This is a genomic window from Aquimarina sp. Aq107 (genome assembly GCF_943733665.1).
Lineage (GTDB): Bacteria > Bacteroidota > Bacteroidia > Flavobacteriales > Flavobacteriaceae > Aquimarina.
In genome coordinates this window covers 2,166,192-2,191,645 of sequence record NZ_OX030782.1, presented here as the reverse complement: position 1 = coordinate 2,191,645, position 25,454 = coordinate 2,166,192, and the positions used below count along the sequence as shown (strand labels likewise).

19 protein-coding genes are annotated in these 25,454 nt (G+C 30.2%); 10 read left to right on the top strand and 9 right to left on the bottom strand.

Going from position 1 to position 25,454, the window contains the following annotated elements:
• Positions 1–304: 304 nt before the first annotated feature.
• Positions 305–1,435 (bottom strand): LytTR family DNA-binding domain-containing protein, encoded by a 1,131-nt coding sequence (locus tag NMK29_RS09190; protein WP_108804178.1) that lies wholly within the window; start codon positions 1,433–1,435, stop codon positions 305–307.
• A 253-nt stretch (positions 1,436–1,688) separates the two neighbouring features.
• Between NMK29_RS09190 and NMK29_RS09185 the strand changes: the two genes are divergently transcribed.
• From NMK29_RS09185 to NMK29_RS09175, 3 genes are read left to right on the top strand one after another with little or no spacing between them, the layout of a single operon-like run.
• Positions 1,689–2,114, top strand: a complete 426-nt coding sequence (locus NMK29_RS09185; protein WP_108804179.1) for a hypothetical protein — start codon at positions 1,689–1,691, stop codon at positions 2,112–2,114.
• A 4-nt stretch (positions 2,115–2,118) separates the two neighbouring features.
• Positions 2,119–2,667 carry a YceI family protein gene (locus NMK29_RS09180; RefSeq protein WP_108804180.1) on the top strand — a complete coding sequence of 183 codons (549 nt, stop codon included), beginning with the start codon at positions 2,119–2,121 and terminating at the stop codon, positions 2,665–2,667.
• Complete coding sequence (locus NMK29_RS09175) at positions 2,657–3,571, top strand: DUF5777 family beta-barrel protein (RefSeq protein ID WP_108804181.1); 915 nt, start codon at positions 2,657–2,659, stop codon at positions 3,569–3,571. The genes NMK29_RS09180 and NMK29_RS09175 overlap by 11 nt, the downstream gene beginning before the upstream one ends.
• A gap of 90 nt (positions 3,572–3,661) precedes the next feature.
• Here NMK29_RS09175 and NMK29_RS09170 read toward each other — a convergent pair whose 3' ends face one another.
• The gene (locus tag NMK29_RS09170; protein ID WP_108804182.1) at positions 3,662–5,224 is read right to left on the bottom strand and encodes a M28 family metallopeptidase; all 1,563 of its coding nucleotides are present in this window, start codon (positions 5,222–5,224) and stop codon (positions 3,662–3,664) included.
• Between the two features lie 197 nt (positions 5,225–5,421).
• On the opposite strand from NMK29_RS09170, the gene NMK29_RS09165 reads away from it, so the two are divergent.
• Genes NMK29_RS09165 through NMK29_RS09155 form a run of 3 tightly spaced genes read left to right on the top strand, consistent with a single transcriptional unit; the run spans position 5,422 to position 8,357 of the window.
• The gene (locus tag NMK29_RS09165) at positions 5,422–6,471 is read left to right on the top strand and encodes a DUF3667 domain-containing protein (RefSeq protein WP_108804183.1); all 1,050 of its coding nucleotides are present in this window, start codon (positions 5,422–5,424) and stop codon (positions 6,469–6,471) included.
• A 56-nt stretch (positions 6,472–6,527) separates the two neighbouring features.
• Entirely contained in the window at positions 6,528–8,090 is a 1,563-nt protein-coding gene (locus NMK29_RS09160) for a YdiU family protein (RefSeq protein ID WP_108804184.1), read from the top strand.
• A gap of 21 nt (positions 8,091–8,111) precedes the next feature.
• Positions 8,112–8,357 carry a peptide methionine sulfoxide reductase gene (locus NMK29_RS09155; protein ID WP_108804185.1) on the top strand — a complete coding sequence of 82 codons (246 nt, stop codon included), beginning with the start codon at positions 8,112–8,114 and terminating at the stop codon, positions 8,355–8,357.
• Between the two features lie 72 nt (positions 8,358–8,429).
• On the opposite strand, the gene NMK29_RS09150 is transcribed toward NMK29_RS09155, so the two are convergent.
• The 4 genes from NMK29_RS09150 to NMK29_RS09135 form a co-directional block, all read right to left on the bottom strand.
• Positions 8,430–10,622, bottom strand: coding sequence for an acylase (locus tag NMK29_RS09150; protein WP_108804584.1), 2,193 nt, complete (start codon positions 10,620–10,622; stop codon positions 8,430–8,432).
• Positions 10,623–10,660: 38 nt separating this feature from the next.
• Positions 10,661–11,587, bottom strand: a complete 927-nt coding sequence (locus tag NMK29_RS09145) for a LamG-like jellyroll fold domain-containing protein (protein WP_108804186.1) — start codon at positions 11,585–11,587, stop codon at positions 10,661–10,663.
• Between the two features lie 120 nt (positions 11,588–11,707).
• On the bottom strand, positions 11,708–13,255 hold the full coding sequence (locus tag NMK29_RS09140; protein ID WP_108804585.1) for an ABC transporter permease: 1,548 nt from the start codon (positions 13,253–13,255) through the stop codon (positions 11,708–11,710).
• A 134-nt stretch (positions 13,256–13,389) separates the two neighbouring features.
• Positions 13,390–14,253, bottom strand: a complete 864-nt coding sequence (locus NMK29_RS09135; RefSeq protein ID WP_108804187.1) for an ABC transporter ATP-binding protein — start codon at positions 14,251–14,253, stop codon at positions 13,390–13,392.
• 320 nt (positions 14,254–14,573) lie between these two features.
• On the opposite strand from NMK29_RS09135, the gene NMK29_RS09130 reads away from it, so the two are divergent.
• Both NMK29_RS09130 and NMK29_RS09125 read left to right on the top strand, forming a co-directional pair.
• Positions 14,574–15,554 carry a sensor histidine kinase gene (locus NMK29_RS09130; RefSeq protein ID WP_108804188.1) on the top strand — a complete coding sequence of 327 codons (981 nt, stop codon included), beginning with the start codon at positions 14,574–14,576 and terminating at the stop codon, positions 15,552–15,554.
• Positions 15,555–16,262, top strand: coding sequence for a LytTR family DNA-binding domain-containing protein (locus NMK29_RS09125; RefSeq protein WP_108804189.1), 708 nt, complete (start codon positions 15,555–15,557; stop codon positions 16,260–16,262).
• Positions 16,263–16,290: 28 nt separating this feature from the next.
• Here NMK29_RS09125 and NMK29_RS09120 read toward each other — a convergent pair whose 3' ends face one another.
• Both NMK29_RS09120 and NMK29_RS09115 read right to left on the bottom strand, forming a co-directional pair.
• The gene (locus NMK29_RS09120; RefSeq protein WP_108804190.1) at positions 16,291–16,989 is read right to left on the bottom strand and encodes a LytTR family DNA-binding domain-containing protein; all 699 of its coding nucleotides are present in this window, start codon (positions 16,987–16,989) and stop codon (positions 16,291–16,293) included.
• Positions 16,986–17,756 (bottom strand): sensor histidine kinase, encoded by a 771-nt coding sequence (locus tag NMK29_RS09115; protein WP_108804191.1) that lies wholly within the window; start codon positions 17,754–17,756, stop codon positions 16,986–16,988. Before NMK29_RS09115 ends, NMK29_RS09120 begins: the two co-directional genes overlap by 4 nt.
• A 215-nt stretch (positions 17,757–17,971) precedes the next feature.
• On the opposite strand from NMK29_RS09115, the gene NMK29_RS09110 reads away from it, so the two are divergent.
• On the top strand, positions 17,972–18,838 hold the full coding sequence (locus NMK29_RS09110; RefSeq protein WP_108804192.1) for an ABC transporter ATP-binding protein: 867 nt from the start codon (positions 17,972–17,974) through the stop codon (positions 18,836–18,838).
• A gap of 10 nt (positions 18,839–18,848) precedes the next feature.
• Positions 18,849–22,121: a M1 family aminopeptidase gene (locus NMK29_RS09105; protein ID WP_108804193.1), complete on the top strand. Its 3,273-nt coding sequence runs from the start codon at positions 18,849–18,851 to the stop codon at positions 22,119–22,121.
• Between the two features lie 128 nt (positions 22,122–22,249).
• On the opposite strand, the gene NMK29_RS09100 is transcribed toward NMK29_RS09105, so the two are convergent.
• The gene (locus NMK29_RS09100) at positions 22,250–25,249 is read right to left on the bottom strand and encodes a carbohydrate-binding protein (RefSeq protein ID WP_108804194.1); all 3,000 of its coding nucleotides are present in this window, start codon (positions 25,247–25,249) and stop codon (positions 22,250–22,252) included.
• Positions 25,250–25,454: the final 205 nt, after the last annotated feature.

The following is a 25,454-nucleotide window of genomic DNA, read 5'->3' as shown; positions in this document are numbered from 1 at the left end:
GGAGGTAGAATCAAACAAATATATGTGAGAAGGAAAAAGTAGCCTTAAAAAGGAAAAAAAAGACTTGAAATATTCAACCCTTTTTTTTCCTGTGAGTTTATTTAAACCTATATAATGAATGGAGTTTAACTAAATCCTAAATATTGAATAAATGATGTTAGAAGGGTACTATGTTTACCTATTGTCTACCTAAATCACATTTCAAATTAGTGGATTTTATGCTTTAAATAACAAATTAAAGGTAGTGGAGAAGTAGTATTGAAAAAAGAAGAAATAATTTATTTAATAGTCAAAAAATATCTTTTTAGATATTTAACCATTGTCTAAATTCAGCAGCCTTATTCTTACTAATAATTATTTCTACATCTGCGTCTTTTATCAAAATTTTAAGCTGACTATTTCCGTATTTGATAATTTTTGCAATAGCAGTAATACTTATTATAAATTGACGATTTGCTCTAAAGAATAGTGAGGTATCCAGATTCATAAGCATGTCATCTAAACTATCATTACTTGTCGATTTTTTACCGTTAAAACATACAATATATGTTATTGTATTTTCCGTATAAATGTATGATATGTTATTTATGGGAACAGGAATCAACTCATTTCTAATGTAAGTAAGAATTCTCTTTTTACTTGATTCTTTTATATTTTCAGTATTAGACTCTATGTTTGAGTCTAATAATTCCTCCTCTGTATTTTCAACTACTTTTTGTTGATAAGCAATAAGATCAGTGTTTAATTTAGATAGATTGAGTAATTCACTTTCTAAGTTTATATTTTTTTGTTCTAATTGTTTTTCATAATAACTTCCTATTATTCGAACAGCCATAAAAGAAGATAAAATAATTAATCCTCCCATTAACGCAAAAATTGTATAAAAACTTGTTTTCAGTTTTCTAATTTGACCACTAACCTTGTTTAAATTAACGTGCGCTGCAACAATAAGATCAGAATCTTTTACTGGCGCTATATATACAATTTCCGATAATCTATCAATAGTAGGTACACTGTCAGTTTCTTTTCTTTGATTAATTAATAGATCATAAAGTTTATCAGAACTATCTTCTTCACTTAGTGATTTAATAAGAGATTGATCAGAGTTTACTTTCTGACCAACTTTGGTTCTGTCCGGATGACATACTTCTTTTCCTGACCAATCAAATACACAAATAAAAGAAGCTTCATTATGTGTATTTGCAATTGTATTTTGGATGTTTTTAATTACAACTTGTTTATCAATACCTCCCGATATTTGATAATGTGATAATCTAGAAATCTCGTTAGCTTCTCTTTTACTGGATTCTAACTGGATTTCGATGAGCTGATTAGCACTTACTTTAATAAAGTATTTTACGCCAAATGATGCGATAATTAGAAATATAACTGATATAGAAATAAAAGTCAAAAAATATAATCGATCTTTTCTCATTGATTAATATCTACTTAAGATAATTAAAAGCTGCAAAACGCTCAGAATTTTAAAAAAAACGAAAATAAGATATTTTCTTACTATAGTGTTTAAAACAACGAACAATAATAATTCATTTCAATCTCTTTTTTTCCTTTTTAATACATATTTTTCATCTTTATCATTGTTTTTTTTTCAAGAGTATATTAATTCCTCTTTATTTGCAATCGTAATTAACTCGAATAATAAATAAATGAAAACCAGCTTTTAATTAATGAACAGAAAAAATAAAATAACGATATTTCTTCTTAGTCTTCTATTAATAGCAGGGGCATACTTTTATATTGAATACTATAATACATCACATATTGATATCAATAATGCATCTACAGAAATAAGTACGGATTCCCAAAAATTAACGGCGTCGTTTATAAATGATGAAAATGATGCTAATTTAATTTATAAGGATAAAATTGTGGAAGTAGTTGGAGTTGTAAAAGAAGTTACTTTTCTTAATGATAGAAATACTATCGTTTTAGAGGGTGATAATAAAAACTCTAGTGTATTATGTGATATGCAGTCTGATCAATTTAAGATGGTAAAAAATCTGAAAAAAGGTCAAAAAATAGAATTAAAAGGGGTTTGCAAAGGCTTTCTGAAAGATGTTATTTTATTAAATTGTATGCTTATCAACCAATAAACCAATGAATAAAATTATTGCTCTACTTTTTCTTGTTACTAATATGGGGTCCTCTGATATTAAATCTGATCAGATTATAACTCGGCAGGGACAGGTTTCATTTTTTTCATACACTTCTGTAGAAAATATAGAGGCCAAAAACAATCAGGTTTTAAGTATTATAGACCTTTCAAAAAATGAAATAGCGATTAGTATGCTTATGAATGCATTTGTATTTAAAAAGTCATTAATGCATGAACATTTTAATGAAAGTTATATTGAATCAGATTTGTACCCTAAAGCTACTTTTAAAGGAGAAATATTGGATTATGATCCAGAGATAAAAGGTGTTCAGACGAAGTTTGTAAAAGGAACACTTACGATACGCGATATAGAAAAAGAGGTCGAGATTAAAACGAGTATTGAAAATATCGATGGAAAACATGTCATAACAGGAGATTTTGAGGTGGTTGTGAAGGATTTTGAAATTAAAATTCCACCTATTCTTAGACCCAATATCGCAGAAGTAATATCAATTAAATTTAGATTTGAATATCAACCATATGAGAAATAATAAGTTTTTTCTTTTATTCATAGTTATGCTAATTGGATTTGGTATTTCTATAAACGCTCAGGATTTATTAGAAACTTTAGAAAAAGAATATCCAGATGTCCCTCAGTATGAAATAGCTACTTTTAAATCTACAAGAATTGCAATAGGCCATTCCATAGAGAATAGGAAAGAAGGTGTTTTGCAAGTAATGGCTATGAATAGGTATTGGAATATACCTAATTATCAAGGGCAGAGTTTTATAGCTGATAAATGGAGTGCAAGAATTGCTCTAGAATATGGAATTTCTAATAGACTGAGTACAGGATTCGGTTGGACCACTTTAGAAGATGTGTATGATGGTTTTTTGAAATATAATTTATTGCGTCAGCGTAAAAAATCTAAAAAATCATTTGTTAGTGTAACTCTTTTTCAAAATGCATCTTATAGAAGTGAGAGTGAAGGTAGGTCTCCAATTTATGGTGGTTTCGAGGATACATCTTTTAGCGATCGTTTAGCGTTTACTACTCAAGTATTAATTGCTCGTAAATTTACTCCTCAATTTTCTGCACAGATTTCTCCAACTTTTATTCATAGAAGTTCTTCAATATCAGATGAAGATCCTAATAATCATTTTGCCATAGGTATTGGAGGAAGATATAAAGTAGGCGGTCATGTATCTATCGTATCTGAGTATTATTATGTTGCGAATCCTATAAAATCTGCAGATACTTATGGAGCCTTTGCGCTAGGAGTAAACTGGGAGTTAAGTGATTTAATGCTACAATTTCACATGACTAATGCTTGGAGTACTGTAGAAGATGTATTTATAACACAAACGCCTAATAATTTTAATTTACAGGATGGTAATTTTACTTTTGGCTTTACGGCGACTTTTGCGCTACATCTAAAGCAAAAACAACCTTAACATATAAAAACAAATAGATAACTGATAAAAAAAGAGACTTAACATAAATTGTTAAGTCTCTTTTTTTATTATAGTAGAAATACCTTTTTGTTATTTCTTTTCTGCTTTATCTGCAATAATTCGATTCTCTCTATTAGCTAATTCCCATGCTGTATGAAAAACTAGTCTAGTTCTGTTTTCTAGTAAATCATATTCAATTTTATCAGGTGTATCACTTGGTTGGTGATAATCATCGTGAGTACCATTAAAATAAAATATTACTGGTATGTTGTTTTTTGCAAAATTATAATGATCAGATCTGTAATAGAAACGATTAGGGTCGTTCTCATCATTATATGTGTAATCCAATTCTACATTTGTATATTTTGTATTTACTTCTTCAGAAATATTATGAAGTTCCGTACTTAGCTTGTCACTTCCTATTAAATATACATAATTTCTATTTTCACTTTTACGTTTTGGATCTATTCGACCGATCATATCGATGTTTAAATCTGCAACTGTGTTTTCTAATGGAAAAATTGGATCCTTATCAGTATAATAGCGTGATCCCAAAAGACCTTTTTCTTCTCCAGTAACGTTTAGAAATAATATTGACCTTTTCGGTCCATTACCATCTTTTACAGCTTTGGCAAAAGCTTCTGCAATTTCTACCACCGCAACAGTTCCTGATCCATCATCGTCAGCACCATTATATACTTTTCCGTCTTTTATTCCTTCGTGATCTAAATGTGCAGATATTACTATAATCTCATCAGGTTTCTCAGATCCTTTGATAAATGCAGCTACATTCTCTGAAGTTATTTTCTCAGAAACATTTTTGTAATCCATTGAAAAATTCGTCTTAATAACGCTAGATTTATCATTTGTAGCAATATCATTAACAAATGCCTTTGCTAAATCTTCATTGAGAAGCAAAAAGTAAGGATCTTCGTCATTGCCGGCAAGTGACATTCTACCAGAGGAGTTAGTAAATTGTGCAACTGCCATCTGATATACTTCTGGGAAATAAAACAAAATAGCTTTAGCACCTTGGTCTATTGCGGCAGTACGCTTAGCAGCAAACTGTTGTCTCATGTTTGACCATTTAGATGCTTCTGTAGTTCCAGTTACCATAAAAGTTCCATTTTCGTTTTTAGGTTCTCCTGATTTAATTAAAACAACTTTATCTTTAACATCAACATCAGAATAACTGGAGTACTTTTCATCATCGATTCCAAATCCAACATATACAATTTCATTGATAGAAATTTTATCTGTTTTACCAGAACTTAAGGATATAAAATCTTCTTTGTATGCAAATGATTTGTCATTAACAGTTAGCTTGATTTCAGGGTTTCCAGCAACTTCAAGAGGTACTTCTTGAAAATAGTTCCCATCGCTTTTAGCAGCAGGAAGACCATACTTCATGTAGTGTTCTTTTAGGAAATTAACAGCCATTTTTTGACCTGGCTTACCAGTTTCTCTTCCTTCAAACTCATCTGATGCATATTTATATAATGCAGTTTTTAAATCTTCGGATGTAATTGTTTTGGCATATGTTACTGGATCATTAGCAACTTTTTTTGTTTCTGCCGGTTTTGTTGTTGTTTTGGTAGTACCACAAGCTGTAATAAGAGCTGTTATAGCCAAAACAGAAAATACTTTTTTCATAAAGATGTGTGAATATTATTTTTTTGATTTAGCCAAAAATACAAGAATTTATATATGATTTTATTAAGTGATTGAAAAAATAGACTTGATCAAATCATTTATGGTGTTTTAATTCTAGATTAAGTGGATAGATGTTAACATAAATAGATCAAATTATATTTGTAATTTCGTTTATACATTTAATAAATTGATAAAAAATGTCTAGTACTAACCAATGTAAAAATTGTGAACAGTCTTTTGATAGGTCCTTTGATTATTGTCCATATTGCGGACAAGAGGCAGCTGATAAATTAACTTTTGGAGTTTTATTTAGTAATACTATTGGAAATTACTTTGCGGTTGATGCTCGTTTCTTTAAAAGTTTCATACCATTAATGACTAAACCTGGTGTACTAGCGAGACGTTTTGTAGATGGAAAACGTCTTTCATACTTACATCCCGCTCAATTTTACTTATTCATATCTGTTGTGTTCTTTTTTATTTTCTCATTTACTGTGAGGAAGGCCGATAATACCCTTAATAAGAAGTTTAAGCAAGAATTTAGTAAGGATATCAAGTTAGATTCTTTAGATTTTAAAAAAGATTCAATTGGTATCGAAATTGCTAAAAAAGCAATAACTGAAAACGCTGCACTTGCTAATATTGCAAGTGAAGATCTTAAAGCTCTTGATTCTGTGATTTCTGCGGAACAAAAAAATCCAAATCTCTCATTTAATTTTAAACGCAAACAGTTAGATTCATTGATAACTATTGGTGCTCCCCAGAGTGCGAAACTCAAGATTATGGGGGTTGATGAAAATGATGGAGCGATTACTAAAAAATTTTTTACTCAAATATTGAAGTTTTATGAGCAACAGGGTGGAGGAATATTAAAAACTTTTTATGATACGATTCCTATTACAATGTTCTTAATGCTACCATTATTCGCTTTTTTGTTGAAAATATTCTTTTGGACAAAAGGAACCTTTGCACATCATATGGTATTTAGTTTTTATTTTTTCACATTTATTTTTACATCGTTTTGTTTTTTAATTTGTTTTAATTCGTTTATTGAGATTCCTATTTGGTTACAGGTATTATTCTTTTTATCCTTTATTATTTATTTAATTCTAGCGTTTAGGAACTTCTATAAAGGTAGTTGGATTGGAGCAATTCTTAAAGGTTTTGTAGTTAGTTATGTATATATGATGATTATTGTACCATTAGCTTTTACAGGTATTATTTTCGTGTCTATATTTTTATATTAAAGATTAGAGATTAAATTTTCTTGTTAATAAAGAAGTGAATTTTAAAAGAAGTAATGATGAAATTGAATATAAATAATACATTTTCTGAAGAATTGCCTTCGGACCCGATACTTGAAAACTCTCGTAGACAGGTTAGAAATGCTTGCTTCTCTTATGTTACTCCAAGAAAAACAAGTAATCCAACAATTTTGCATGTTTCTGATGAAGTAATGCAAGATTTAGGGTTAAGTCAAGATGATGATAAATCTGAAGAGTTTTTACATATAATGACTGGTAATAAGGTGATGAAAAACACAAAACCTTATGCAATGCATTATGGAGGTCATCAATTCGGAAACTGGGCAGGACAATTGGGAGATGGACGTGCTATTAACTTATTGGAAGTTGTACATAATTCTAAGCGTTGGGCAGTTCAATTAAAAGGAGCAGGAGAGACGCCTTATTCTCGTAATGCTGATGGTTTAGCAGTTCTTCGTTCTTCGATACGCGAGTATTTATGTAGTGAGGCCATGTATCATTTAGGAGTTCCTACAACTAGAGCTTTATCTTTGTCTATTACCGGTGATCAAGTATTAAGGGATATATTATATAATGGTAATGCAGCATATGAAAAAGGAGCCGTTATATCGAGAGTTGCACCTTCTTTCATTAGGTTTGGTAATTTTGAAGTATTAGCCGCTCATGGAGATCATACAACGTTGAAATTATTGACAGATTATACCATCAAATACTTTTATCCTGAGATAACAAACACAGGCAAGGAGGCCTATATTTCATTCTTTAAATTAGTTAGTGAAAGAAGTTTGAAGATGGTTATAGATTGGCAGCGAGTAGGTTTTGTTCATGGAGTTATGAATACTGATAACATGTCTATTCTTGGTGCAACAATAGATTATGGGCCTTATGGATGGTTAGAAGTATATGATCATGGATGGACTCCTAATACCACAGATAGTCAGTTTAAACGTTATAGATATGGTACACAACCAGAAATTGTTCTATGGAATCTTTATCAATTAGCAAATGCGTTGTTCCCGTTAATTGAAGAAACAGATCCATTAGAAAATATTTTGGACGCTTATCAAAATTCTTATAAGAATGAATATATCGATATGATGACATCTAAAATAGGATTGTTTACTAAGCAATCGGAAGATCAGCATATTATAGAACAATTAGAAGAATTACTTCAGGTTGTAGAAACTGATATGACTATTTTTTTTAGAAATTTAAGTACTTATAAAAAAGGAAGTTATAATCAATGGATGCAAATAGTTTCGGAAGCATTTTATACACTTAGTGATGTAAAGGAGGATGTTCTACAACGTTGGAATGATTGGTTTTTAATGTATGATAATAGATTGAATGTAGAGGTTTTAAGTGATGAGCAACGCAAAGAAAAAATGGATACTATTAATCCTAAGTATGTGTTACGTAATTATATGGCTCAGTTAGCTATAGACGATGCTGATAAAGGTGATTATATGTTAATCGATGAATTGTATAAAATGCTTAAAAAACCCTATAGTGAACAACCTGAATACGATAAATGGTTTGCTAAACGTCCCGATTGGGCAAGAGATAAGGTAGGTTGTTCTATGCTATCTTGTAGTTCCTAATAATAAGTATTAGTGAAATTTATGTTAGATGTAATAAATAATATTAAAGAAGGATATTCCGAAGGGATTTATAACAATGTTAAGTATAGCATAACCAAAGAAGTTTTTAATAACGGAAAGTCTTTTAAAATATATGCAAAAGAACTACAAGGAAATGATTTTATAAGTTTAAATTATTACATCACTTCTACTTCCGAATTATTAAAACCTTGCGAAATGCCAAAACAAAAGGTTATTGATTTTCTGGATAATGTATTCTTAGTTTAATCAATTATTTTTAAAATATAAATAATTGATTTTAAGCAATCTAAGGTATTTAATTTATTGTTTTAGTTTAGGTTATTTTTCTCCTGGGTGGTATGTTTTTTTAGCACGTTTTTCTACATCTTCCTTGTAGAATGCAGCTTCTTTAAATTGAACATTTACATACGGTTCTATTTGATCGTCGAAATGTGTAGAATCCGGATTACCACTTTGTCCACCAGCTAAACTAGTTTTTGCTTTTACTTTATCACCAAATTCCACAACTGCAACAAAACTATTTCCTCTAGTACCATAAATTTTCTTAGTATTATTAGTATACCGAACTCCATATGCTGCAAGTGCTCCCCAGCGTCCAGATGCAAATCCAACTGGAGTGCTAGGTTTATTATCATCGAATGGTTGTTTTATATCTCCATTAATACGTTGAAAGCGATTTACCTCTCCCCATGGAAGTATACTTCCAAAGTCTTCTTCTATTTGAGCTAGAGTTTCTTTAAAAATAGACAGTCTTTCTTCTAACGGAGATTTTTCACCAAAATAGGTGAGTAGTGCCATATCACTAATTCTTTCTTCTGGCCTTTTCCCTTTTTTTGCATAATTTGTCCCATAGAAATGTGCTAGCGTCATTGCTTTGGAATCTACGGAAGTTTTGTAATCCCAATTACGTAAAATTTCGATAGCACTGCCTAATTCTTTTGTTTTATCAATTTTATCATAAGCTTCTACGAGTCCAGGAATTAATTTTTCGAATGCGGGTAAATATGGATCATAGGCTAATGATATAAGACTATCTATCGTATAATTCTTCTTGTCCTTCAATAATTCAATAGCGTGAACGCCTCTAAAGTTTTCTCTGTCAATAGACATATATGCAGGATATTCTTCTTTTTTTGGGCTAAACTCTAATGCCGCGGTATATGGTGTAGAATTACAATTTTGTAACCAGCCATTTTTTGGATTCAAAAGCATTATAGCTTCATTTACAGGATGTAATCCATTCCAATCGGTTTTAGGATTACTTCCATCAACAGGTTTGGTATAATCAAAAGATTGATCCCTAACAGGGATAAAATTACCATGGAAATAAGCAATGTTTCCTTCAGCATCTGCATAAACGGTATTGTTTGATGAATTCGTTTTTATATCCATCATATTTCTAAATCCTTTATAACCATTTTGTTTAGTACGTATATAGGATTGTTCTAATGCTTTTATAGGTTCCCACATTAATGAGGTTGCAACCCATTTACCATCTTTAAGATGTGTAATAGGACCATGATGCGTTCTATAAGCCGGAAATGTTTTTTCTTTTAAAGTATCATCTTCTTTATATTTTAAAACAACTTCATATTCTTTTATAGATTTTAGTTCGTCTCCATATTTATACATGGGTTTACCATCTTTCTTAGTAGTTGTTTCAATGAATTCATCTATAACATCTGTATAGGTAGAAGTATGCATCCATCCAGTTTTTTCATTAAAACCTTGATATACAAAGAATTGTCCCCAAGTAACAGCTCCATATGCATTCAAACCTTCTTCGCTTACCACATGTACTTCTCCTCTAAAATAAAATGAAGTATGTGGATTAATTAATAACATAGCATTTCCGGATTTTGTTAATGATCCAGAAATAGCAATTCCATTAGAACCTTGCGGTTCTAGCATTTCCTTTTCCTTTTTTAAAGCTATCTCTTCTGATATTGGGAGTTCCATACCGCCTTCGTACATCGCTTTAATTTTACGAGTAGAAACACGTTCTATATCACCACCTATAGAACCTTCGCTAAAATACATTGGCATCCATGGTTCAAAATGTGTTAATAATTTGGGAGTTACTTCAGGATGTGTTTTTAGATAATAATTGATACCATCAGCAAAAGCAATGCACAATTCTTTAAGCCATTGCGGGCTCTTTTCATAATTAGCTATTGCTTCTTCTTTAGTCATAAATAGTTTAGCTCTAAGATCACTATAAAGAGCTTTTTCTCCTTCTACTTCTGCCAATCGACCCGTAGCCCAAATATAATTCTGTTCTACACGATTAAAATCATCTTCACATTGCGCGTATAACAATCCAAAAACAGCATCTGCGTCTGTTTTTCCGTAGATGTGAGGTACACCAAAATCATCTCTTATAATTGTAGTATTTATTGAATGTTCTTGCCAACGTTTTTCTTCATCACTAATTTCTATTTTTGTTTCAGTTTTACAGGAGAAAAATAGGAAAGAGATAATACAAAAAAGAGTGATTTTTGAGCTTTTCATAGGATTAATCATATAATAAATAAATGGTAGTGCTAACGTTATTTTAAAATTGTGTGAACTCCATTTTCTAGAGCAAATAATGTAGATATTTCTTTTTGAGTTAGATTTCTGTTAAAAATAGACAGTTCATCCATCAATCCTATGTATCCTAATCCTAAATAAATATTAGATTTTTCTAATTCCCATGAAAAAGGATCTGTAATATCATCTCGCTGTCCTTTTAATACACCGTTAATGTATAAAGAAGTTTCACCTTTTCCAGAATTTAAATTTTTAAAATTTATAAAAATATGCGTCCAAGTTCCTTTAGCAAAAGGAGGTTTAGAGACTGGAATTAATTGATTTTTAAAAACAGGGTCATCATTATCAGATATGGTAGTATCTTTTTTCCAAGAAATTTTATCTCCAATAACTCCAAGTCTAAAATCTCTTGGATTCTCTTTGGTAAAATCTACCCAAATAGAAGCATCATTATAACTTACATCCGTAATTTGGATTGGATCACAATATCCCGGTTCTAAATCTGTAGCAGGATCAAGACTGAGCCAAAAAGAAATAGCTCCATTCCATTCGTTTTGATTGTAAGCAATATTATCTTTACTGGTGTAATAAATATAACCTTTACTATCCTTTTCATAAAGCAGAGCTCCACCTTTCAAACCTTGATTTTCTGATAAACTAATTCCTTCTTTGTACAAACCTACTTTGGCAGAATCTCTTGCCTTTCTTGATGGAACGGTATACAGTTTAGGGTCTCCTAAGGAAAAATCAGCATCGATTCCGTTGTCAAAAGAAGTATAAAATGTTAGGGCTTTTTTTAATGTTGTTTTTGTAGTATCCTTTTTAACTACATCGTTTTGGGTTTTGTCTTTTTTTGCCTTGTCATTCCCGCAGGAAACTGCCATAAAAGATAACGCTAAGGTAAAAATAAGACTACACTGAAGGGAGGGTTTTGAAGATTTCATGAGATGATAGATGTGTGTTTAGATGGTTATAAATATATAAAAATATACCCACCAAATACTAGGGTGGGTAGTTGAAACCAGAGTTTTAAATAAACTTTATGATATTATAATATTAGTTTTTCAATTTTTTAATTGATGTCTTCTTGTTAAGAATGCGATCATACCCAAAACAAAAGTTATTATTGTTAAGGATACTATGTAATTGTTATTATGGTCTAGTCCTCCGAAGTAATCCGTAAATGGTATTTTGTTCATGTTTGCATACGTTATCATAAAGAATACTATTTCGAATAACTTTTTTCCTTTAGTCAGTATTCCCGAAGTTGATGCCAACAAAACAATAAAAATTGATCCAATGATTATATGAGCGTTGGATAATAAATCAAATGTTATAAATAGTCTTATAATTAATGGTGAAGCTAGTGATAGCATTAGTATGGTTCCAGCTATTAACTGTGAACTTAATAATCTACTTAGTGGTTTATACGATGTAAATGTAATATGATGTACATTATTATATATTTCTTTTGAAGATATTTCTGATAGTCTATGAACTTGTAAAAACCATAGGACTGGAAGGATCAATGGATATGCTATATTAATAGGTGCAATTGCCAAGGATATAACTCCAATTATGTTAATAATCCATAACCATCTTTTTCCTTTTCTAAAGAGTAGCATTAGTTCTGTTTTGACTAAAGAAATAATTCCATAATTAGTGGTGGATTTTTTTAATTCAGATACTATGATCTCTTGATTATTTTGCGTCTTCAGAATTTTAGGAGTCAAACTAATACTTCTTAGTTTCTCTTTAATACTAAACCTGTGGAATAATGGCGTAACGGTCATTATCATCATCATACCTAGTAATACCCATATGAAACGACTTAGGATAAATACTGTGGAAAATGATATTCCATTAAATTCAAACTTTTTAGTCTCTTTTATATTTCCAATAGCATATCCGATGGATAAATCTGTTTTTTCATCTACTTTTATAATGCTTCTAACCGTTTCTTCCATTTGATGCATTACTATTTTAGTACCAAATGGGTCTAGAGCAAATTGTGATTTATCATTATTAGCTGAAAATACTAATGCTGAAAATAAAAAGAAGAACCCGATATTTTGTAGCACTGAATATTTTCTAAATACTATTTCAAAAATTATTGCCAAAACAGCTATAAAAAACATTGCCGGAATTGGAACTAATAGATAGGGAATTAAAAAGTCTAATATTTTTAATGAATAACCATCATTATATAAATAAAATAGTATAATACTCATTAAAAAAACAATGAACACTATCGTAACTAATACCAAAAAATTACTGAGTACTTTGGATAAAAGATATTTGAAATTAGTAATTCGGGTGGAAGCAGTTATATGCCCAATTTTAGTGGTTAAATCTTTATTAATACTACCGTTAACTAAATAAAAACCAATTAATGATAAGAATATACTAGTCATTATAGCAGTGACATATCCGAACCAAGCTGCATTATAATATCCAACATGATCAGCAATTCTAATAGTAGAATAATTGGCATTAGGTTCTGGTACAAATGTATATGCTACCGCTAGACTTATACATAAGGTGATAAGAAAACTGTAACTTCTAACTCGTTGCAGATAATCAAATTTTATAGTTGATAAGAATGTTTTCATAATGATGGTATTAGTAGGCATAATAAACTCCTATATGTGCTTTTTTTAGGAAAATTATAATTGCAATTATTAATAATATTGTGGTAATAGATATAGTTGCTATAGTTTTTTTATTTGTTGATTTTTTCATGATATTAATTTGTTTTTGTTAAGTATAAATAAGCATCCTCTAGATTTGCTTTTTTAGATTTAGATCCAATGATTGGATTTTCGGAGATATACCTAACGGATAAGTTTCCTTCCTTTCTAGCCGTGCTTACGATAATATGATTTGCCTTAAAGTCTTTTAATTCTTCTTTATTGATAATGATTTCAAAAACTTTTTGATCAACTAATTTTATGAGTTGTTCTTGGTTTCCTAGGGATAATAGCGTACCGTTTTTCATTACAGCCACTTGATCCGCTATGGTATCGATATCGGATACGATATGTGATGACAAAATAACGATACAATCTTGCGCCAAATCCGAAATAAGATTTCTGAATCGAACTCTTTCTTCTGGATCTAGCCCTACAGTAGGTTCATCAAATATTATAATTTTAGGATCATTTAAAAGTGTTTGTGCGATTCCTACGCGTTGTTTCATACCTCCAGAATAGCTTCCTATTGGTTTTTTAGCGGCCTCTAATAAATTAAGTCCTTCTAGTAATTGTTGTATTTTTGTTTTAAGATTTGGACCTCCAATACCTTTTAAAGCTGCTATATATTCTAAAAACTCGAAGGCATTAAGGTTTTGGTATACACCAAAATCTTGAGGAAGAAAACCTAATTGTTTTCTGATGTAATTTGCATCTTTCAGAATGTTATTTCTGTTTAAAATTATTGTGCCATTTGTTGGTTTACTAATGGTTGCTATCATTTTAAGAAGCGTAGATTTTCCTGCTCCATTAGGACCCAATAACCCTAATATTCCCTTTTCTATAGTAATTGAAAAATCTTTCAACCCATATTTATTTCTATTGTATTTTTTTGATACGTTTTTGATTTCCAGTTTCATGTTTTGTTATTTATTAAATTATTAATAACTAGATTTTAATACATTCCGATACTTTCTATTATAAGGATGGTTAATTCAATGATAAATTCTATTAGCGATTTCATATATATGATATTTAATTGATTGAGATCAAAAGTGATATATTATACCAATAGAAAGAAAAAAGAATGATGAGAGGTAGGTGTATCGTGATATAGTAACAAATGTCCGTTTAACCCTTAAATTGATCAACTTGAATAAAAAAGTAGTACTTACATCATGAAAAAGAGGTATTTCATAAACCAAAACTTATTTTTGAATGTAAAATTTAAAAAATTAATATGTCAAGATTAGATACTTGGGTTGATAATAAACTTGTACAAAACATACTCGTTTGGTTGTTTTTGATGATTATATTTTTGATGGTTATCCAAGCCGAAAATAGATTGCTGGCATCTTCTGCTATTATTGCTTTTATAATACCTCCTGTTTATATCAGTAACCTGAAAATATTACCGCTGTTTTTTACGAATAAAAGGGTACTAGGAGTTGTTTTATTTTCTTTAAATATTATATTTTTTACTTTTTTGGGAGTTGCTTTGTTAAGTAGTTTTTTTGAAAGCTTTCAATGGAGAATGTTATTAAATATATTTGGAGCTGTTCTATTGGTAATACTATTTGGAACCGCTTTGAAGTTGGCTAGAGATAGTTTTTACAGACGTCAGGAAGAAAAAGAGGCTGAGTTAAAGCTCTTGAAAGCACAATTAAATCCTCATTTTTTGTTTAATACCTTGAATAACCTATATGGTTTATCTGTGATTAAATCCGAAAAATTACCAGACTTGATGCTCAAACTTTCTGATTTGTTAAGATATAGCTTGTATGAAACGAAGGAAACATTTGTTCCTTTAGAGAAAGAAATCAAATACCTTGAAAACTATATTTCATTAGAGAAAATAAGATTAGAAGATAAAGCAGATATCCAATTAAACATTAAAGGTTATGATCCTTCTGATAAAATTATAGCCCCGATGTTATTTATTGTTTTTGTAGAAAATGCTTTTAAGCATTTGGGAGTTTTAGAAGGAGTAAAAAGCAAAGTGTCTGTAAATATTGAGATAGAAAAGGATTCTCTTAATTTTAATTGTATGAATACTATAGATTCTATTCATACAACCAATAATGATATTGAAAAAGGAAAAAGTGGCATTGGTTTACAAAATGCGAAAAAACGTTTAGATTTGATGTACACAGACAAAAACAAGTTACAAATTACACAAGAAAAAGATTTTTATCAAGTGGCATTAAGTCTTAATTTTTAAATGAAAGTACTACAGTGTTTAATAGCAGATGATGAACCAATAGCTCGACAAATTATAGAGAGTTACATTAAAGAAATACCATATTTAGAGGTAGTAAATACCTGTAAAAATGCGTTTGAAGTAATGGAGTTTTTACAGGATAATACGGTCGACTTATTGTTTCTAGATATCAATATGCCAAAATTATCTGGTATTAGTTTATTAAAAACAATTCGTCACAAACCTCATGTGATTATTACTACAGCATATCCTGAGTATGCAGTAGAAGGTTTTGAATTATCGGTAACAGATTATTTACTAAAACCTTTTAGTTTGGAACGATTTTTACAAGCTGTTTTAAAAGTGCAACAGCAAACAAGTCCTATTCAGGATACTGTTGTTGTAGAAAAAGAAAAAAGTGCAAAATCTGTATATGTTAAGAGTGATAAGAAGATTATTAAATTAGACTTAGAAACTATTAACTATATAGAAGCTTATGGTAACTATATCAAAATATATACAAATCAAATGATTCTAACACCTCTAACATTATCCGATTTTTTAGAAAAATTATCTGATAACTTCGTTAGAATTCATAAGTCATATGTTGTCAATTTTAATAAACTTAAGTTAATTGATGGAAATCAAATAGTATTACAAAATGATAGTAAATTACCTATAAGTAAATCTTATAGAAAGTTAATTCTAAATAGAATAGATGGTATTTAGCGATATCAATTAGATATATACCTAAGTTTTATTTAAATAATTGGGTGATGTTCATTTTATACATAGTGCCAATAGGTATTACTTGATCCGCAATTAAAATTCTATTTCCTTCGATACTTTTTATATGTTTTTTGGCTACTGCAAATGATTTATGAACTTGTAAAAAATCATCACTGGCTATTGTAGCTAATAGATCAGTTATTTTTTCTCTTACAGTTATGGTTTCTTGAGTGGTAACAACCTTAGCATAATTCCCAGCAGATTCCAAGTATTTAATATCCTCAATTAAAACTTGTATGTACTTTTTATTACTTTTTAGAAAAATACTTTTTTCAGGAGCTTCTGTACGGAGATGATTAGGGGAAATAGATTTTGATTCTGATGCTGTAGCCTTATTTACTGCTTTTAGAAAACGTTCGAAACTAAAAGGTTTTAATAAGTAATCCAGAATATTCAATTCATATCCTTCTAAAGCAAATTCGCTATAAGCTGTGGTAACAATAACTTTAGGAGGATTAGAAAGTGTTTTTAAAAAATCGAATCCTTTTAATTTGGGCATATTAAGATCAAGGAAAATCAAATCCACTTCATTAGTATTCATATATTCAAAAGCTTCTAGTGCATCATAACAATGTTTAAGTAATTTCATGTTTGGTAATAAATCACAGTAACGTTTTATAATACCATGTGCTACATGTTCATCGTCTATAATTAAATACTTAATCATAATTGCTTAAGGGTTAGTTGTACTTTATACACATCTTCTGTTATTGCAAAAGATAAAGAATGTTTTTTTGGATACACTAATTCTAGTCTTCTTTTCAAGTTATTAAGACCAATGCCAGGTTCTTTGGTAACCTCGGATGCATCAAAGTTATTTTCTATCGCAAAATGAATTTCATCGATGCCAGATGTCATATTTATATGAATATAAGCTCCATCTCTTAAATTCTCTACTCCATGTTTAAATGCATTTTCTAGGAGTATGATAAACAGTAATGGCATAACCTTAGATTCTTCATATTGAATATGTAGGTTAAAATTGACTTCTGTCTTCTTATGATAACGCATTTTATGAAGCTCAATATAATTTTTAAGATATTCTATTTCTTCTTTAACCGTTACAAAATCTCGTTGTCCTTCATAAATACTATACCGCATCATATCAGATAGTTTTAGTATTAGTTCTTGAGCTTTTTTAGAATCTTCTTCTACTAAACCATATAAGTTATTAAGAGTATTAAAAAAGAAATGAGGGTTCACTTGACTTTTTAGATGTAATAATTCAGTTTTAGATTTTTCGTTTTTTAGTTTAATGATTGTCTTTAATTGTCTGGATACCCAACGAATTCCGACAACAAATAGAATCCCGAAGTAAAAGAATGATAAAAGAGTAGCAATTAATTCTTCTTCCGTGGCCACTAAAACCATTAAAACAAAAGGAGTACATATAGCAAATAGCCAAAAAATAATTTTTAGAATTCTAGGTCTCATATTCAATATTAATTAAATAAAGTATATCCACCAAAGAAGTTGATGAACACTATTTAACGCTATATAAACCTGATCAAACTAGGGATGAATTTACTTGCTATTTCTAGTTCGTGTTTGTATCCCTATTTTGAATTCGTTAGTAACTATTATTTACCTCTTTTGTTACTTGATCATAGGTTTGTTGGAAATATAGAATCATTTAAAAAACGAACAGTATGGAACTAATCATAGATAACTTATCAAAAACCTATACAAATGGTGTAAAAGCATTACAGAATGTTACACTACATATTCCTAAAGGGATGTTTGGATTATTAGGGCCCAATGGGGCAGGGAAATCCACTTTAATGAGGACTATCTCAACACTGCAAGAAGCTGATACAGGTTCAATTCAATTCGATAACATCAATGTTTTGAAAGAGAAAAATGAACTTAGAAAAACTCTTGGTTATTTACCACAACAATTTGGTGTTTATCCAAAAATATCTGCAAACACATTACTCAATCATTTAGCAGTTTTAAAGGGTATAACTAATAAAAAAGAACGAAAAGAAGTTGTAAATAATTTATTACATAAAACAAATCTATATGATGTAAGAAATCAAAACTTAGGAGGATATTCCGGTGGAATGAAACAACGTTTTGGGATTGCTCAGGCTTTATTGAATAACCCAAAGCTACTTATAGTAGATGAACCAACTGCAGGATTAGATCCTGCGGAGCGTAACAGATTTTATAATCTATTAAGTGAAATAGGCGAAAATACAATTGTTATTTTATCAACGCATATAGTGGATGATATAAAGGAGTTATGTACTAATATGGCAATCATTAATCAAGGTCAAGTAGTACTACAAGGAAAACCCTTAGAGCTTATTCAAAAAATTGAAGGTAAAGTATATCAAAAAACAATAGCTAAAAATGAATTAGATATCCACAAAAAGAAATATAAGGTTATCAATGAAAAACTGTTTTTGGGGAAACCTGTTATTCATGTTCTTAGTAATGAGGATCCCAAAGATGGTTTTGCTTCTATAAATGCAAGTTTAGAGGACGTTTATTTTTCACAAATTAATAATTAATTCAAAAGTTATGTGGTACGAAGTATTCAAATTTGAACTTAAATATAGAGCAAAACGTCCAGAAACGTATGTGTTTTTTGTATTCCTTTTTTTGTTTTCCATTGTTGGTGTAGATTTTGTTTTTCAAGGAGTAGAGATGGGATTGGTAAAAAAAAATGCTCCGTTGGTAATTGGCAAAACTATGGGAGCCATTACAGGCATTTTTATGGTTATGGCATCAATGATTATGGGAGTTCCTGTACTTCGTGATTTTCAATATAATATAGAATCGTTACTTTTTATTAATCCTATTAAAAAAAGTGATTATATCATTGGGCGATTTTTAGGATCATTTACAGTATTATTATTCATTTTTAGTGGGGTATTGTGTGGTATGATTGTCGGTGAATTCATGCCTTGGCATCAAGATTTATTACCTTTTATGCTAATAAATTATGTGCAATCGTTTGTAGTTATAGTACTTCCAATATTATTTTTTGGTGCTTCCTTGTTTTTTGTTACCGGAATGTTAAGTAGAAAATTATTAGTTGTCTATACCCAAGGGATCTTTTTATTTGTAGTTTTTTTACTTACAAAAGCCATTAAGAATGAATACCTGCAAGCACTTTTAGATCCATTTTCACTAACTACATTAACCAAGATTTCTAAAAACTGGTCTGTTACGGAACGTAATTCGTTAGAAATATTATTTAATGGTGTGATGCTTCATAATAAGTTATTTTGGATGGTGTTAGGGGGCATTATTTTAGTGATAGGTTATCGTAAATTTTCCTTTACTATTAGTTCAAAAACTTCTAAAAAAAATAAGATTAAAAAATCAAATATTGAAGAAGGATTATCAGTAGTTGGGTATTCTATTCCCAATATAAGCGTACAATATACAATCAAAACATATTGTCTTCAATTAATAGCACTTTCTAAATTTTATATTATTTCCTTATTAAAAGAAACTTCATTTTGGGCAATCGTTATCTGTGGAATGATCATTATTTTGATCAATTCTGTGAGTTTAGGAACTGTTTACGGAGTGGATAGCTATCCTGCGACATATTTTATTGTAGAAGAGTTACAGGAAATGTCTCTTTATTTTTTTATAATTCTTCTTCTTTTTTATTCTGGAGAGCTTATTTGGAAAGAAAGAAATGCTAAACTACACTTAATATTTGATGCTACCCCCATTTCTGATACCATTCCATTGATTAGTAAATTCGTTGCTCTTGTTAGTATTTATATCGTATTGATGTTAAGCTTAATTGTAACAGGGATATTGTTTCAGGTTGCTAAGGGGTATTATAATTTTGAATTTAAGGTTTATTTCTTTGGATTCTTTTTAGAAATATTACCATTCTTGATGCTTTATACCGTCATTGCATTTTTGTTTCAAGTTATAAGTAATAATAAATTTATTGGAATTTTACTTACATTATTGTTTTTTATTATCAATATAAGTTCTGAATATTTTGGGTTTCAACATAGCTTGTACAAGTTTGGAGGTAAAACTTTGGGGACATATTCGAGCATGAATGGTTATGGACATTTTCTAAAACCATATCTCTGGATTAAAAGCTATTGGTTGGTATTTGGTAGTTTGTTATTAATCATTAGTGCCACTCTCTCTGTCAGAGGATCAGAAACAGGGTTAGTTAAACGTTTTAAAACTATTAGATATCGTTTTTCTAAACCAATAAAGCGGTTTGTTATTTCTGCCAGTTTTGTATTCATAGGTATAGGAACTTATATATTTTATAATATTAACATACTCAATGATTATTGGACAAATTCAGAAGAAATAACATTTCGTGTTAATTATGAAAAGGCACTAAAACAATATGAGTACATACCGCAACCCAAGATTACCAAAGTGCATTTAAACGTTGAATTGTTTCCTGAAAATAGGTCTTATGAAGTTCATGGATATTTTATTTTAAAGAATACATTGGATCAACCAATACGTGATATTCATATTCAAAAAAAAATAGCATCACACGTACAATTGGATTCTATCATTTTCATAGGGAATAATGTCTCTTTAAATACTAAATACAGTCAATTTGATTATTCCATTTATTCATTATCCGAAACATTACAACCGGGTGATTCCATTAAAATGAATTTTAGACAATCTTATAACCCCATAGGATTCGAAGATGATAATTCCAGTACGCAAATAGTAAATAATGGTACTTTTTTGAATAATCAGGAGTTCCCAACAATAGGTTATAATAAAAAATATGAAGTTCGTGATGAGGATAAGCGGGAGGAATATAAACTTGGTACTAGACAAAATAAGGCTAGGAGAGAGGATGAACGTGAATTGGTTAATGCAGTTTCTGGTGGCGATTCTGATGGAATTAATTTTGAAGCTGTTATTGGTACAAATAATAAGCAAACTGCAATTACTTCTGGTACTTTAATAAACCAATGGGAAGAGAATAGTCGAAATTATTTTCATTATAAAACGAATTCTCCGATAATAAATTTCTATTCTATTGTTTCTGCAGAATATGAAACAAGAAAAGATGTTTGGGAGTCGTCTATCACTGATTTTACTAAACCTGTATCGTTAGAAATATATTATCACAATAATCATATATATAATTTAGATAGAATGATGGCTTCGATGAAAGCTTCTTTAAACTATTATAGTACTAATTTCAGTCCCTATCAATATGAACAATTACGTATTATGGAATTTCCTAGATACGAAGTATTTGCTCAGTCTTTTCCTAATACTATTCCTTTTTCTGAAGCTATAGGATTTGTATTAGATATTGATGATGAACAAGATGTGGATATGGCCTTTTATGTTACAGCACATGAGGTTGCACATCAATGGTTTGGTATGCAAGTAGAAGCAGCAAACGTACAAGGGCGTCATATGATTTTAGAAACTTTGTCTCAATATGCAGCTCTTATGGTTTTAAAAAATAATTATTCAGAAGAAAAGGTGCAACAGTTTTTAGAATTTCAAAAAGAGACATATAACAAAAAACGAAAAAAATCCAATGTGCAAGAACCTCCGCTGGCATTAGTAGAGAATGAAGATTATGTCTATTATAACAAAGGAGCCGTAGCTATGTATACATTGCAACAAGAAATAGGTGAAAATGCTGTTAACAAAGCATTAGAGGATTTTATAAAAGATTGGCACAGTCAGAATGGGATGCTTAAAACGGTGTCTGGCAGATATGCAACTACAAAAGATTTACTCTCATATTTTAGGAAGGTTACAGCAGAAGATTTGCAGTATATTATTACTGATTTATTTGAAAAAGTAGAATAATTTATTTGTTAAGGTAATGTCTAATGATTAAATAAGCAAGCCTTTCATTTTTGAAAGGCTTACTTATTTTAGAGATTTTATATGTAAGAATATAATCTTTATCTAATTCATCTTAAGTTTTAAAACACTTATTTTTGAACACTTATTTTATTGAAGTATGATTGTTTATTATCAAGAATTTTTATGATATAAACACCAGTATTCAAGTGTTGTAAATCTAAAGCTGCTGATTTTCCATTAATATTCTCTGAGTGTATCCGTAAACCGGCTAAATTATAAACTTCTACTCGAGATAAACCTAAACCAGAAACAGTTATGTTTAGTAAACTACTTTCTTTTAAAGGATTAGGGTATACTGTTGGTGCTTCTTTTGCTACATCTTCAGGGAATTTGTTATCTGTTTTAAAACGATCTCTACTTGCTAGCCATTCCATATCCCAATGTACACCTCTTACTAAACATCCTTCAACACCCATATCAACTCTACCAGGACATAATGGTTCGTCATTCGAATCATTAATAGGTCCATTTCCACATTGAACATCATTATAGATATTGTCTCCATTATTTCTTGATCTAAATAATGGATGCTTTTCTAATTCATCACAAATATCAACTACACTGTACTGTGTTCCATTAACAATTACTTTTTTACTTCCTAAATTGTGATCAAAATTAGTGCTACACCAACAAAATCCGTTAGCTTCATAACTGTCATGCCAAGAAACTCCTCCAGGATTTAAAGGAATATCTCCACAATCCTGAATTAGAATTAGATGCGCCACATTGTATTCACAATCTCCACCTGCATATCTAGCAGCTACTTGATATTCTGCATTGCTCAAACCTGTAAAACTATAAGAGCCAGTATTGTCATTAACAGTAATAGGGTAGGAGTTTCCTCCATCAATACTTAATTGAATTTGTGTATACACATCTGAATCTTCAAAATTGACAATAATTTGGCCATTATTGTTACTACAACCAGGATTAGTTTGTGTAATTGAAAGTCCTCCAAAGAAATCTGAACAATCTTCACCAATAGTTGCGCAAGACAATGCTGAGACATTTGGTCCTATTATTTGTATATAATCTATATTACCAAGTCCTGAATTATTAGTAGCTTCTAGGCGTATGTCTTTTATACCATCAGAAAGATTTACTGTTATAGATTCTGTTTCCCAAGTAGTCCAACTTCCTGTAGCATTAAAATTGATATTACTCGCTACAGTAGACCCATCAACGACTAATTTTGCTAATCTGTTACTTGTACTAGCATATTTCCATATAATAGTATATGACCCAGTTGATCCATTTATTTTCCAATCAATACCATTACCATACACATTATCGGTATTAATAAATCCTGTTCCCGTATGTCCTGTGTGATTGTTATCAACAGTACCATCAGCAAAGCAGAATCCAGTTTCATCTTCTTGAATGGTAATTGTATTATTAGTAGCTCCATAATAAGTAGGTACATTTTGCTTAGAAATACCTGGACCTTCATATGCCACAGACAATACATTTCCACCAGTTCTTTCAAAAAATTGAACTTCTATCTCGTGATACCCAGCTTCTAAACAAACTGTTCCGAATTCTTCACGTGCACCGTGTAATCCATCATTATCTACTATTTTAATTCCGTCAATCCAAAGAGTAGAACCATCGTCGGATGTTGTATAAAATGTATAACTACCATTACTTGGGACATTTATATAGCCATCGAATGTCAATCCGAAATTATCTTGACTTTGCGTATTACTAAGATCAATTGCAGATCCTATTCCAGTAGATATTGGTGATAGTGAATTAAAATCAGGAAGTGAATTCCAATTACCTTCATAATATGCATAACTAATACCGGAAGTAAGGTTAGAAGGAGGTGTTACATCTATTAATGGTGAATTACAAAGGTTAGTTGTTGTATCTTCCGAAAACTGAAACCAATCGACATCTAATAAATATCCACTTCCACCCTTAAAGATAAAATAAACATCTTGCTTTTCACTTACTTCAGATATATTTACTGTTAGAGTTTCCCATGATGTAAAAGATCCAGTATTGGTAACTTCTACTGTTCCTAATAAAGCTCCGGAAATACTTCCTTGTCTTATTTCAATTATCCCTCCAGATGTTCCACTTGATACAGACATTTCTATTGAATTTGCACCAGAACCAAAATCAATATTTTTATATTGCACCCAGTCACCATTATTTACCCATCCTACAAAAGAATTAGTAGTTCCAGTTTGTATACCAGATTGTTCACAAAAATCTTCTGCTTCAATCTTTGAAAATGCATCATGACTTTCACAAATTTCTACTGTAGCTTCGCTAGGATTTACAATATCATATCCGTTAGGACCATTATACCAAGAAACATTATCATAATATACAGTTCTTGTTTCATTAGTCTCATATTCAGAATCTTGGAAATTATATTGTCCCATTTTTAAAACCGTTAATGAACCAGCACTTTCGGATCCAAAATCTTCATCAGCATTACCTATTTTCTTATCATTACTATCAAAATTTCCGAATCCAAAATTTATATTTGTTTTCCTGTATTCACTAACTCCATTTACCCAAATCTCAAATTCACCTTTGTTTTGATTAGATAAAATAAAATGAATCACAATCGGAACCTCTGTTTCGTAAGGAAAATTAGAATATACTACTTCTTCAACATTGCTACTACTACCACCATTAGACCTATGAATAATTGTTAAGTCTCCATTTTCGACCTGTAACATTGATTCCCAAGACCAAAAGCCAGGGATAAATCCAAAAATTTGTGCAATACCTGCTTTTTTGTTTTTAGGATAGTCCGAGCCTAACTCCAAATTCATTCCATACCATCCTTCTTTGTATGTTGTCCATTGATCTCCGCAAGCTTCGGCTCCTTTGTCCATTCTGGTTCCATTATAACCTTCTGATGTCCACCAAGTTTTTAGACGTCCATTAACCACTTTAGAATAATTAGGGTTTTGAGTTGTACATACATTAAATGGACCAAGATTACCATTATTAAAATCATGAGAAACAAGAATTTGTGCCTTAGAGGTATTTGTAAGTAGTAAGAATATCACAAGTATTATTGAGATGCTATAATTTGAAATTTTCATTTTGATGGTGTATAGTTATTGTTTCAGTATTAGTTAGTTGCTTTGCTTCTTTCTTTCTCACAAACTACCGGTATGGTTCTTATTAATAGAAGTAATTTGGGTTGGGTTGGTATGGTGTAAAAGGGTGAATTCGTTTTAAATATTTAATTGGTTAACCAATTTTAACTTTAAAATTAACATATGATTTCAAAACATTATTTAGTCT

Excerpts from the sequence above, each read along its gene's own strand:
- NMK29_RS09190 (WP_108804178.1), bottom strand. The coding sequence starts at position 1,435 with ATGAGAAAAGATCGATTATATTTTTTGACTTTTATTTCTATATCAGTT.
- NMK29_RS09185 (WP_108804179.1), top strand. The coding sequence starts at position 1,689 with ATGAACAGAAAAAATAAAATAACGATATTTCTTCTTAGTCTTCTATTA.
- NMK29_RS09180 (WP_108804180.1), top strand. The coding sequence starts at position 2,119 with ATGAATAAAATTATTGCTCTACTTTTTCTTGTTACTAATATGGGGTCC.
- NMK29_RS09175 (WP_108804181.1), top strand. The coding sequence starts at position 2,657 with ATGAGAAATAATAAGTTTTTTCTTTTATTCATAGTTATGCTAATTGGA.
- NMK29_RS09170 (WP_108804182.1), bottom strand. The coding sequence starts at position 5,224 with ATGAAAAAAGTATTTTCTGTTTTGGCTATAACAGCTCTTATTACAGCT.
- NMK29_RS09165 (WP_108804183.1), top strand. The coding sequence starts at position 5,422 with ATGTCTAGTACTAACCAATGTAAAAATTGTGAACAGTCTTTTGATAGG.
- NMK29_RS09160 (WP_108804184.1), top strand. The coding sequence starts at position 6,528 with ATGAAATTGAATATAAATAATACATTTTCTGAAGAATTGCCTTCGGAC.
- NMK29_RS09155 (WP_108804185.1), top strand. The coding sequence starts at position 8,112 with ATGTTAGATGTAATAAATAATATTAAAGAAGGATATTCCGAAGGGATT.
- NMK29_RS09150 (WP_108804584.1), bottom strand. The coding sequence starts at position 10,622 with ATGAAAAGCTCAAAAATCACTCTTTTTTGTATTATCTCTTTCCTATTT.
- NMK29_RS09145 (WP_108804186.1), bottom strand. The coding sequence starts at position 11,587 with ATGAAATCTTCAAAACCCTCCCTTCAGTGTAGTCTTATTTTTACCTTA.
- NMK29_RS09140 (WP_108804585.1), bottom strand. The coding sequence starts at position 13,255 with ATGAAAACATTCTTATCAACTATAAAATTTGATTATCTGCAACGAGTT.
- NMK29_RS09135 (WP_108804187.1), bottom strand. The coding sequence starts at position 14,253 with ATGAAACTGGAAATCAAAAACGTATCAAAAAAATACAATAGAAATAAA.
- NMK29_RS09130 (WP_108804188.1), top strand. The coding sequence starts at position 14,574 with ATGTCAAGATTAGATACTTGGGTTGATAATAAACTTGTACAAAACATA.
- NMK29_RS09125 (WP_108804189.1), top strand. The coding sequence starts at position 15,555 with ATGAAAGTACTACAGTGTTTAATAGCAGATGATGAACCAATAGCTCGA.
- NMK29_RS09120 (WP_108804190.1), bottom strand. The coding sequence starts at position 16,989 with ATGATTAAGTATTTAATTATAGACGATGAACATGTAGCACATGGTATT.
- NMK29_RS09115 (WP_108804191.1), bottom strand. The coding sequence starts at position 17,756 with ATGAGACCTAGAATTCTAAAAATTATTTTTTGGCTATTTGCTATATGT.
- NMK29_RS09110 (WP_108804192.1), top strand. The coding sequence starts at position 17,972 with ATGGAACTAATCATAGATAACTTATCAAAAACCTATACAAATGGTGTA.
- NMK29_RS09105 (WP_108804193.1), top strand. The coding sequence starts at position 18,849 with ATGTGGTACGAAGTATTCAAATTTGAACTTAAATATAGAGCAAAACGT.
- NMK29_RS09100 (WP_108804194.1), bottom strand. The coding sequence starts at position 25,249 with ATGAAAATTTCAAATTATAGCATCTCAATAATACTTGTGATATTCTTA.